A 12,528-nucleotide genomic window follows, 5' to 3' on the forward strand; every position below is an offset into this window, starting at 1 on the left:
TATAATCGGGGGAAGTCTTGCGAATGCTGTGGAATTGAACACAGTAGGAACTAATACAAAGGCTATGCAAGAGGGATGTGCTGTTAAGATTGAGACGACTGAGAAGGTGTCGTGGACATTACCGCGTCAGCCGATTGATTTGGTTATCTTGCAGGACACATCGGGCTCTTTTAAAGATACGATTCATCATGTGCAGTCTGCCCTTAAAGAGTTGACTAAGCCAGTTAGTCTAGAAGAATATGATGAAAATAATCCACGTTTAGTATTTACGGGTAATGAAGCGACAACTGACCGTGTTATGATCAATACCTATCAGGGGATTGATGCGACCGACTTCTACGATTGGGTCTATGATTCGCGGACAGGGCGATGGTCTACGCCAGTTGATACAAAGTTTTCTTCAGGAAAGTCAACCAACCAACAAACAGATCCCAGATATATTTATCAATTTAAAAGTTCTCCTCTGATGACGAATACTACCGATATTAACAAGGCTATTAATGCATTTGCTACAAATGGTGGTACCCCAACTGTTCCAGCGATTGAAGATACAATTGCGAAGTACAATAGTGTCAAAGGGGATATGAGGAACAATCGTAAAACGGTATTTTTATTAGTTACTGACGGAGTTGCGAACGGGACACGAAAAGATGGAAAAGTAATACTTGAAAGAAGTTCCTATAGGGATAGTGTTTTGCAGAAATACTTCCAACAGCAGGGAGTTGTCGACTCGGATCGCTATGTCCCTGAAGCTTCGCAGAACTACCTTGCACGTGCAAAAGAATTGTCAGTAGCGGGAGATAAGCTTAAAGCATTAGTCACATCAAATGATGGAAATAGTAAGAATGATGGTGCAGTAGTTGTTGGTTTCTGGGAAGATGTGAAGAGTTTCACTACTGGTGGATCATATGGTACTGTCTATCAAAACGGCTTTGCAGGCACAGGCGTAGATACAGGGGATGCACGTAGTGTACAACAAGTTTTCCACGAAGCTTTACAATCTATTGCAACAAATGATAAGTATTATGTGAACGAACAATCGGACGCAAAAGCGTTTTCGGATAAAATCCTAAAGGCAGTGGCTCAAGCCCTTGTGAAAGAAGATGTATCAGGTGAGTTCACGGTAACAGAAGGCTATACTGTCGAGTCTGTTACGATAAATCAGAAAAAAATCGTTGATACAGTAAAAAATCCGGCCACTGAGATTCGTGGAACGGTAAAACAAACCGGTCAAACGGTCACTATTTCTGTACCTGAAAATGTATTCAAATCGGGAGATAATAAATTTGATTATGAGTTAAAACGCGTTGAAGATGCGCCAAATATCTCTGAGGAAGATGAGGTTGTTCCTGATGAAGACTACGTCCCAAGTAAGAAAAACGTTGAAGTTGGTCAGTTAACAGGTAAATTTAAGGTTGGAACTTACGAAACGGCAACAATTGGTTCAAAGACTCCGACAAATGTTGAAGTGACTGACTTGAAATATTGTTACCCAAGCGTTTCTAAAGATGTGAAAGATACAGATGCAAGCAACGATCTCGGCACTGTTGATGATCCAATCATAAAAAACAAACAATCCTATGCCGCAAACTTAACGACGGATAATGAAAGCTTTACTTATAAAATTCTGTATCGCATGAATAATGCTCCACTTGAATTTAATAAGAATGCAATGTTGGTTGACCGATTGGACTATCGTGTTGAATATAAAAATGCATATGTAACAGATGTCAATGGTGATCGTCTAAATAAATTTACCGTGCATACAAAAGTTGCGACAGACGTGGCTACTGGTAAAGAGCGAACAATTGTATATGCGACGATTCCTGAAGAACCAGGTATCAATACTGATACTGTCAAGGAAGGGAAATACGGCAAGCACAAGTTCCAACGTTATTATTTAGTTATTGAAGCAAAATTGAAAGACGAGTATTCATCTGATAATAATCCAAATGAATACAAGAAAATCCTTCAAGAAAATAATGGACTGGGGTTACTGAACCAAGCAAACATTATTTGGAATGGTTCGGAGGATCCAAGTGATCCATCTGCTCAAACTCGTCGTTCAAATACAGTGTATGTACTTCCCCCTGTTAAGACAGATATCAAAAAAGATGTTCAATCTATTGAAGGGACCGGGGCTAGCTATGTAAAAGATCAAAGTCAATTAAATCTGGATAGTCGTTCGCAAGAGTACTTCTATAATGTCGAATCTACTTGGCCGGGACTAGCGGATAGTTATGTACTTTCTGATACATTGGTTCCAGAGTTAGAGTTTGTATCAACTTATGGTAAAGGTGGAGCTAAAATCACTGTTAACGGAAAAGAAATATCCGCTCTTACTGACAGGTTGGTTATTAAGGAAAATACTGTAAAACTTGAATTATCGAAATCAGATTTTACAGGACGTGCCATAGCTCGTCAAATCACAGCCGCTATGAAAGGCTCAAAGGAGCCAGCGGTTATTAAGTTGACAATTAAAGCGAAAATTCGTGATAAAGCAGAACTTTCTAAGTATGTTGTGAATGGCGAGATTAAAGTACCGAATAAAGCTACAGTAGAGCTCAACGGCAAATCTCAAGAATCTAATACGGTTTATGTGACACCTAGGGATGAGCCCTCTGTAAGTAAGAAGATTAATGATAATCTGGATAGGTTGGATACAATTAAATCCGATGAAACATTTAACTTCAATATCAAAACGAAACTGCCTAGCAATATTCAATCTTATAAGACTTATACGATTGTAGATAAACTTGATGAGCGTTTAGAGTTGACGGGCTCTCAAGCGCCGTTTGTAAAAGCTCCGCACTCCGCGTTTTTCGACGTAAAATATGACTCTGCAACGAATACTGTTACTGCATCAGTAAAAGCTGGTAACTTTGTTCTTTTGTCGGGTAATGACACTGTAGAGTTGGTCATTCCTGCTAAAATTAAAGCTGGTAACACATTTGATGACATTCCAAATACTTCAAAAATCGTATATAACAATCCATCAAGCGGTGGAGACAAAGAAACTCCCCCAACCCCACCAGTTGTTGTAACCCCTCCTCCATCTATTGATAAGAAAGTCAATAATAAGAAACATTATGACTTAATAGAAAGTACGGAAACTTTCACTTATACAATCGAAACACAAGTACCTGCTGGGGCAAGTAATTTTGTTATTAGCGATACACTTAAAGATGTTCTCGCATTTGATGGTGAAAAAGGTGGTGCAACTGTTCATATCAATGGAGTGGATGTCACGGCTGCCACGACCGTTACTGCAACAGGTAAAACATTAAATGTCAGCCTATCGGCAGAACATTTGAAGAACAACGTAGGACAATCTGTTCTCGTTACTTTCAAAGCTAAAATTGTTGCAGGTGCAAACTTGAAGGCTTACATAACAAACGGTATAGTTAAAGTACCGAATACCGCAAGTTTCACTATTAATAATGATTTCACAACGAAAAAAGAAACTGAGCCTGTAACAGTTACCCCACCAGGTGAAACACCAACCCCAACGAAAACAGTTGATAATCAAGCGAGCTTAGATCTTACAGGTCTGGATCAAGAATTCACTTATCAAGTAAAAGTAACTGTTCCGCAAAATGTGACCGGCTTTACAAAGTTTGATATCAGTGATGACCTTGAAGATATCTTGACTGTGAAAGACATAAAAGTGCTTGTTGCAGGTAAAGAAGATAAAGTAATTGCTGTGACTACTGTTGAGAAAGCTAACACAAACAAGGGGCTTGTTGTCGCAACCATCGCTAAAGACGCTCTACTTAATTATGCAGGCAAAGAGGTCACATTAGAAATCAAAGCCCGCATCAAAGAAGGGGTGAAGGGAGAAGAACTTGCGAAGTATGTGACTCCAACGAACACAGCTGGTTCTATTCCGAACAAGGCGACCTTGACAGTTGGTGATAAACCAAGTCAGAAGAAAGAAACAGAAGAAGTTCCAGTTACTCCACCAGCTGATGCTCCAAATGTTTCTAAGAAAATCAATGACACGCTTGATAATGCGGTCGTCTTGCCAGAAGCGGATTACACTTACAACGTGAAATCAATCTTGCCAAAGGAAATTTCTACGTATAAGAAATTTGTCATTTTTGATGATGTTGATGAGCGTTTGACGATTAAAGGTACTCCAGTTATCAAGGGTGAAGCTGATAAATTCTTTAAAGTGACGGTTACTGGTCAAACAGTTACAGCCGAAATTACTGATTTTGACGCAGCGAAGGCTTATGCGGCGAAAGAAGTTGAATTAGTCATCACTTCACAAGTGAAAAAAGGTGCGACGGTTAAAGAAGGCGAAGTTGGTATTCCGAACCAAGCGAAAGTTCAGTATCGCAATAAGATCCGTCAAGAAGGTGATCCAGATGAGGAAACTCCGCTAACTCCACCAGTAACGGTAACACCGCCACCATTGACGAAGAAGATCAATGACACACTTGAACATTTAGATATTCCGACTAAGACAGACTACAAATATAACATCAAGACAGCAATCCCAACAGATATTACTTCATACAAGAAGTTTGTGATTACGGATACGCTTGATAAAGACTTGATGGTGAAAGGGACACCAACTATTACAGGTGTAGCTGCTAAGTTCTTCGTTGTGAAAGTAGACGGACAGACGGTTACTGCTACACTGAAAGACTTCGCGAACGCAGATGAGTTCGCCGGCAAACAAGTTGAGTTGGTGATTCCGGCGCAAATCCGCGAAGGCGTGTCGCGTGTTGAAATTCCAAATATTACAAAAGTTGTGTACAACAACTCAACTGTTGATGAAGAACCTGATAAAGAAACTCCACCAACTCCACCAGTAACGGTCACTCCTCCAGGAGAAACACCAACACCTAAGAAAACCGTTGATGAACAAGCTAGCTTAGATCTTACAGGTCTAAATCAAGAATTTACTTATCGCGTAAAAGCAACTGTTCCACAAAATGTGACCGGCTTTACGAAGTTTGACATCAGTGATGACCTTGAAGACATCTTGACAGTCACTGAAACATCAGCTACGGTTGACGGTCAATCTGATGCAGCGGTGAAAGTAACATCGGTGGATGCAGCTAATACTGCAAACGGTAAAGTAGTAGCAAGCTTGCCAGCAGATAAGATTGCTGAGTACAAAGGAAAAGAAATCGTATTAACCATCAAAGCACGCATCAAAGCAGGTGTAACTTCAGCTGAGTTGGCGAAATATGTATCAGCAGACAATACGTCTGGTTCAATTCCAAATAAAGCGAAATTAACAGTCGGCGACAAACCAGAACAAAGTAAAGATTCAAACGAAGTTCCGGTTACTCCTCCAGGAGAAAATCCAACTGTATCTAAGAAGGTCAATGAAACCCTTGATCACTTGGATATCGATACCGAGAAAGATTACACGTATAACATTACTTCAACTCTTCCAGTTGACATCGCAAGCTATAAGAAATTTGTGATTGCGGATGAATTGGATAAGGACTTGGTAGTGAAGTCAGCAACTATCAACGGTGATGCGGCAGCCTTCTTCGATGCGAAGGTAGATGGCCAAACAGTCACTGCTAGCATGAAAGACTTCAAGAATGCCAAGGACTTGGCAGGGAAGACTGTTGAGTTGGTGATTGTTTCACAAATCCGTGCAGGCGTTACTCGCCAAGCAATTCCAAATACGACAAAAGTGGTTTACCAAAATAAATCACATGTGGACGGCGATCCGGATAAGGAAACCCCACCAACCCCACCAGTAACCGTGACTCCTCCAGGAGAAACTCCAACTGTAGAGAAGAAGATTAATGGTAGCGAAACAAAAGCAGTTGTCTTGCCAGAGTCCAACTATACTTATAACATTACTTCAACGCTTCCAAGCGACATCACTCGCTATAAAGCCTATAGTATTGTCGACGACTTGGATGACAACTTAGCCATCCAAGGTACACCAGTTGTCAAGGGTGACGCAGCTAAATTCTTCGATGTAACCGTAACAGGTAATAAAGTTACAGCGACAATGAAGAACTTCAAAGATGCCAAAGACTTAGCTGGTAAGACAGTTGAATTGGTCATCACTTCACAAGTGAAAGCAACTAGCACAGCCGCTAAGATTGATAACACAGCTAAAGTGACTTACCAAAACAAATCACACGTTGATGGAACACCAGATAGTGAAACCCCACCAACGCCACCAGTAACGGTAACCCCACCGCCAGTGACTAAGAAAATCAATGAAACACTTGATCACTTAGACACTGCAACACAAACTAACTACAACTACAATATCAAGACCACTCTTCCAAGTGACATTGCGTCTTATAAGACCTTCGTCATTACCGATGAGTTGGAAAAAGAACTTGCAGTTCAAGGTACACCAACGATTACGGGCGAGGCAGCTAAATTCTTCAATGTAGCCGTTAAGGGTCAAGTTGTCACAGCGACAATCAAAGACTTCGAAGCAGCGAAAGCCTACGCCGGTAAAGAAGTTGAATTGGTGATTGTTTCACAAATCCGTGAAGGTGTCACTCGTCAAGCCATCCCGAACCAAACTACGATTACTTACACAAACAAAGCGAACGCAGATGGTACCCCAGGACCAACGACGACTACGCCACCAACCCCACCAGTAACCGTGACTCCTCCAGGAGAAATACCAACTGTAGAGAAGAAGATCAATAAAAACTTAACTGAGTTGAATATTGATACTGAAACAGACTACAATTACAATATTACGACTACCTTGCCAGTTGATATCGCAAGTTACAAGAAATTTGCAATTGTCGATGTTTTGGAAAAAGAACTTGTAGTTCAAGGTACCCCAACGATTACAGGCGACGCGGCTAAGTTCTTTGATGTTAAGGTAGAAGGCCAAACAGTTACAGCGACAATGAAGAACTTCAAAGATGCTAAAGAATTAGCAGGTAAAGAAGTTGAATTGGTAATTGTTTCACAAATCCGCGAAGGCGTAACACGCCAAGCAATTCCGAATACAACAAAAGTGACTTACCAAAATAAATCACACGTTGATGGAACTCCAGATAGCGAAACACCGCCAACACCACCGGTAACGGTAACTCCACCGCCAACGCCAAATCAACCGCCGATTACTAAGAAGGTAAATAATGCTGACAGCGCGACATTGCAATCACGCACAGAAGTATTTACTTACACAATCGACACAACTGTTCCAACAGGTGCTGTTACTGCCTTTGAAGTAACAGATACATTGAAAGATGTATTGACATTTGAAGGAGCTGTTAAGGCTACTGTCAATGGCCAATCAGTACCAGCTAGTCAAATCACATCAACAGGACAAGACTTACGTGTTGTATTGACAAAAGAGCAAGCACGAGCAAATGCTGGTAAAGCAATGCAAGTGGTATTCTCTGCTAAAATCAAAGATGGTGCAGACTTGAGACCATACATGACAGACGGTCAAACAAGCATTCCAAATACAGCTAACTACATCATTAACAATGATCCAGGAACGAAGAAAGATTCAAATACAGTTCCAGTTGTACCACCAACACCAAATGAGCCAGGTATTGATAAGAAAATCAATCGTACAGAAACTCACTTGGATATCCCAACAAACAAAGCTTACATGTACAATGTCAATGCGGATATTCCATCAGACATCGCTACATATAGAGAATTTGTTGTAACGGATACATTGGTAGATGCTTTGGCAATCAATGGTGAAGTTGTTGCCTATGTAGATGGATACTCAACTGATGCTGTGAAGGTAACAGTTGAAGGCAATCGTGTTGTTGCGACAGTTGTAGACTTTGCAAAACTTGCAGGCTACAAGCAACTTCAACTCTACATCCCCGCTTATATCAAAGAGGATGCAGATTTGACACCGTATGTGAATAACGGTCACAAGATTCCAAATACTGCAAATCTTGACTTCACAGATAGCAACAGTGTGAAGAAACACAAAGATACCGTTCCTGTAACAGTAACACCGCCAACTCCAAACCCACCAACGCCACCAACTCCAGAAGAGCCAACTCCAGAAGCTCCTAAGAAGACAGTGAGCGGTGTGGATGGTAAAGAGCAAGCATTGAGCAAACTCTTGGCACAAGCCACTGACGCATTCCGCTTCGATATTCATTCAGTTATTCCAGCAGATCAGGCTGATGATAAACGTATGAACTTGACAAGCTTGACAGTTACAGATAACTTGGACGCTCTCTTCACTGTGAAGAAAGAACAAGTTGCTGTTAAGGTGACAGGTACACCTGCAGCTACAGCTAACTTTATTGACGAAGATGTCGAAAAAGCACAAGCGGCTCTTGATGCGGAAAAAGCAAAACTTGATGAAATCAACGCTTCTTCAACTGCGGCAGCAGCAAAAGATAAGGTAACAGAAGCACAGGCAACTGTTGCTGACCTAGAAGCACAATTGACTCAAGCGAAAGCGAAATTGGCTGAGTTGAAAGCAGCAGCTTCAACTGATACAACAACTCCATCAACAACGGATACTACTACCACAACTTCAAGCTCAGCGCCTGCAGCGGATAAAGCGGCTCTTGCTGAGCAAGAAAAAGTTGTAACAGACCTTGAAGTTAAGGTGACTGAAGCGAAAGCAACATTGACTAAGGCACAAGAAACTTTGGCAACTGCTAAAACAGAAGCTGAAGTGAAGGTGGAAGCAGCTAACCAACAAAAAGTTGTTGATGAAAAACAAAAAGCACTTGACCAAGCTAAGGACAAACAAGCTAAGCTTCAAGCGAAACTTGCTGAACTTGCGAAAGTCAACGAAAAAGGCGAATTGACTTCTGAAGCTATTGCAGCTTTGGGTGGTACAATTAAGGTGGAAGGCCAACTTGTTACAGTTGACTTCTCAGACGAGTACACAATGGAAGCCCTCAAAGGACGTAAAGTAAGTGTTATCATCTACTCATCTATCAAGGACGTTAAAGCCTTGAAGGATATACACTTTACAAAAGGTATTGAAAATACAGCTACTGTACAATTCAACCACAATCCAGATAGCGACTTGACGAAGAAGACAAATCCTGTCAAAGTTTACCCACCTAAACCAAAAACACCAACTCCACCTCCAACGGTTCCAGAAAAACCGAAAGGTGAATTACCAACTCCACCAACACCACAAGCACCAACTCCTAAGAAGATCTTGCCACGTACTGGTTCAACGAAATCAGATATCTGGACACTTGTTGGTCTCGGAATTGCAGGTATTTTGGCTTACGCCTACGGTAAAAAAAGAAAAGATATTTAATATCTCTTTCTAAGTAAAAACAGGGGAACTCAGTTCCTCTGTTTTTTATTTAAAGATGCTTAGATTTTCAAATAAATCGTTCAAAAAAGTCGGTAAACATGCAGTTTATTGGCTTTTTTTGAAATTTTTATTACAAATGTGTTATAATAGTGTTAATTTTGAAAGATGGAGTGGACGATGAGAAAAAGCTATCGTGTCAAGCGAAAACGCGATTTTAACGATATTTTTACACAAGGGAAAAACGTTGCCAATCGCAGATTTGTCGTCTATCGATTGCCCAAAGAACAAGGCCATTATCGGGTGGGTTTGTCAGTCAGTAAGAAACTGGGAAATGCTGTAGTGCGGAATAGTGTCAAGCGGAAATTACGTCATGTTTTGATGGAATTTGCCCCCTACCTAACAACGGATGACTTTGTGGTAATTGCCCGAAAAGGGGTGGAGGACTTGTCCTACCAAGAAGTACGAAAAAATCTACTGCATGTTTTGAAATTAGCAACTATTTACCAGGAAGGTGTATCTCTTGAAAAAGAAAATTAAATTGGCAGGCTTGCTGAGCTTGTCACTCCCCGTATTGGCTGCCTGCGGGACAGGAGCTGTGACGAGTCAGTCTACGGGAGCATGGGACAAACTTGTTTATTGGTTTGGTCAATTCATCCAGCACTTATCAATCGGTGGACACATCGGTATCGGGATTATTCTCTTTACCTTGATTATTCGAACCCTCTTGTTGCCACTATTTCAGATTCAGATGAAGTCATCGCGTCAAATGCAGGAGTTGCAGCCTAAGCTCAAGGAACTGCAAGCCCAGTATCCTGGCACAGATATGGCTAGTCGTCAAGCTTTGAGTGAAGCGACTTCTAAACTCTACAAAGAGCATGGTGTGAGTCTGACGGCTTCTATGTGGCCGATTCTCATTCAAATGCCGATTCTGATTGCCCTTTTCCAAGCGCTTAGTCGTGTACCAGAGCTTAAGGTTGGGCACTTCCTCTGGCTCAATCTCGGTGCAACAGATCCTTACTTTATTTTGCCAATATTAGCAGCTGGCTTCACCCTTTTGAGCATGTGGTTGACCAATAAGGCTGCTCCTGAAAAGAATGGCGCTATGGTCGCCATGATGATTATTTTCCCCATTATGATTTTTTGGTTTGCTCTAACGGCTGCCAGTGGGGTTTCACTTTACTGGGTTGTTTCCAACGCTTACCAAGTATTCCAAACCTTACTATTGAACAATCCATTTAAAATTATTGCAGAGCGTCAAGCTAAAATCGATGCAGAAAAAGAGCGCGAAGCGAAGATTCGTCGTGCTCAGAAGAAAGCTCGTAAGAAAAAATAATCTGAAATAGGAGATAAGAGTATGAAATTTACAGGAACTACTGTGGAAGAAGCCATTCAAAATGGCTTGAATGAGTTGAATATTCCACGCAAGAAAGCACACATTACTGTTTTAGCACGTGAAAAGCGTGGTTTCCTTGGTTTTGGTAAAAAACCAGCCCAAGTAGATATTGATGTCATCAATGAGACAACAGTCGCAAGAGCTAATCAAAAGGCTGTTCGTGGTGTCCCAAGTGAAATCAATGAATTAAACGAACCTGTTAAGAGCGTGTCTGAGGCAACGATTGATCTTGGGAAAGTTGTAGCAGCTGTAAAAGAATTTGAAAAATCTGGTCAAGTTTTAGAAGAAGACATCAAGGCGGAAATTCTTAAAAACGATAAAGAAGCTAAGACAATCTTAGAAGAAACAGGCCGCATCGAAATCATCAAGGATGAGCATTTGGGAGATACACCGAAACCATCTAATAGTTTTGATAATCTGGATATTCAAGTCGAGAAAAGCTACGATATTGACCAAGTTGTGGTTGAGGTTTCTGGCTACGTCCAAGAAATCTTAGATGACATGGATGTGGATGCTCAGATTGAAGCTAGTCATAATCGCCGCACCATTAATATTCAAGTTGATACCAATGAACCAGGCCGCGTTATCGGCTATCATGGTAAGGTGTTGAAAGCTTTGCAACTCTTGGCGCAAAACTTCCTTTACAATCGTTACGAGCGTAATTTCTACATTACTATCAATGTCAACGACTATGTAGAGCACCGTGCAGAAGTCTTGCAAGGCTATGCGCAAAAACTAGCTGAGCGTGTTTTGGAAGACCAGGAGGCTTACCACACTGACCCAATGTCTAGCAGCGAACGTAAAATCATCCACCGTATTATTTCTAAAATGGATGGCTTAACAAGTTACTCAGAAGGCAGTGAGCCAAATCGTTACGTAGTAGTAGATATCGAGGGTAGCCGTGATTAATTTTTCAGATTTATCAAGGTATTTGGGCGCTCAGGGGACCAAGTACATCATGCCAGAAAAAGCAGGCAATCTGAAAGAAACGATGAATGAATTAAAGCGGGAGGGGCAAGCTGCTCGTCTCGCTTTTTCTCAAATTGCCAAAGCTTTTCAAGAAGCTTATCCACATTTTCAGCTGGACCGAGTGAGTAATTGGGCCAACCAAGCGCAGGTCGCTCGCCCGCATTTCTGGGTCTATTTAAACCAAGGAGAGGTGTGGTCGGAGCCCATGTTTGCCTTTCGACTCTATGGAAATCCGTCAGAGTTTGGCATTTCAGTTGAAGTGAGTATCATTGAACGCAAGCGGGATGACCAAAGCTTACAAAAGCAGGCTAAAGTTGTCAAGACAGCTGCGTTGCCGGGCAGTTATTACCAGTATCTAGCTGACGATGAGGTTGTCCGTTTACCAGCGACTGAGGAAAATCGCTTGTATTTAAGAGCAGGGCTTGAAAGTGGCAAAATTCGAAAAGTCTTAGCAAAGACCGATATTCCTTTGACAGAGGACTTGAATATGGCTGACTTGATTGAGCATCTCTACCAAGGAATGGAGCTGTTAAAGCCTTATTACGCGGCTACAAGAGTTAGTTAGTTCCAGGAGTGTAGTTTTTCTTGTGAATTTTGTAAAAGGGTCTATTTTCGATTTAAAATTGTTGAAAATTTACATGAAAAGGTAGATGTGCTTGACAAAAGTAGGGAAATACTGTAGACTAGTCTAGTATGTTTAGTATCTGATCAATCTAGCCGGCTAAACGAATACGAAAATCTATCAGGAGGTATTCATCGTGAAACGTACTTTTCAACCAAGTAAAATCCGTCGCGCGCGTAAACACGGTTTCCGTAACCGTATGTCTACAAAAAATGGACGTCGCGTATTAGCAGCTCGTCGCCGTAAAGGGCGCAAAGTGCTTACAGCTGCATAAGATGAACAAAATAAAAAACCAGCAGAAACTCGAGTCTGTTGGTTTTTTTG

General features: G+C 41.3%; 6 protein-coding genes. All 6 read left to right on the forward strand.

The features are described 5' to 3' along the window. Nucleotides 1–64: 64 nt before the first annotated feature. The 6 genes from J2T50_RS06290 to rpmH all read left to right on the forward strand — a co-directional run bounded on the left by J2T50_RS06290 (nucleotide 65) and on the right by rpmH (nucleotide 12,478). Nucleotides 65–9,220, forward strand: coding sequence for an isopeptide-forming domain-containing fimbrial protein (locus J2T50_RS06290; protein WP_253364825.1), 9,156 nt, complete (start codon nucleotides 65–67; stop codon nucleotides 9,218–9,220). 177 nt (nucleotides 9,221–9,397) lie between these two features. Continuing rightward, complete coding sequence (rnpA, locus tag J2T50_RS06295) at nucleotides 9,398–9,757, forward strand: ribonuclease P protein component (RefSeq protein WP_253364827.1); 360 nt, start codon at nucleotides 9,398–9,400, stop codon at nucleotides 9,755–9,757. After that, complete coding sequence (locus J2T50_RS06300) at nucleotides 9,741–10,553, forward strand: YidC/Oxa1 family membrane protein insertase (protein ID WP_253364829.1); 813 nt, start codon at nucleotides 9,741–9,743, stop codon at nucleotides 10,551–10,553. Before rnpA ends, J2T50_RS06300 begins: the two co-directional genes overlap by 17 nt. A 21-nt stretch (nucleotides 10,554–10,574) precedes the next feature. Beyond that, nucleotides 10,575–11,522, forward strand: coding sequence for an RNA-binding cell elongation regulator Jag/EloR (gene jag / locus J2T50_RS06305; protein WP_253364830.1), 948 nt, complete (start codon nucleotides 10,575–10,577; stop codon nucleotides 11,520–11,522). Next, entirely contained in the window at nucleotides 11,515–12,147 is a 633-nt protein-coding gene (locus J2T50_RS06310) for a ribonuclease P (RefSeq protein WP_253364831.1), read from the forward strand. The genes jag and J2T50_RS06310 overlap by 8 nt, the downstream gene beginning before the upstream one ends. A gap of 193 nt (nucleotides 12,148–12,340) precedes the next feature. Continuing rightward, nucleotides 12,341–12,478 (forward strand): 50S ribosomal protein L34, encoded by a 138-nt coding sequence (gene rpmH / locus J2T50_RS06315; RefSeq protein WP_082781213.1) that lies wholly within the window; start codon nucleotides 12,341–12,343, stop codon nucleotides 12,476–12,478. Nucleotides 12,479–12,528: the final 50 nt, after the last annotated feature.

Source organism: Streptococcus gallinaceus, assembly GCF_024170225.1.
Classification (GTDB): Bacteria; Bacillota; Bacilli; order Lactobacillales; family Streptococcaceae; genus Streptococcus; species Streptococcus gallinaceus.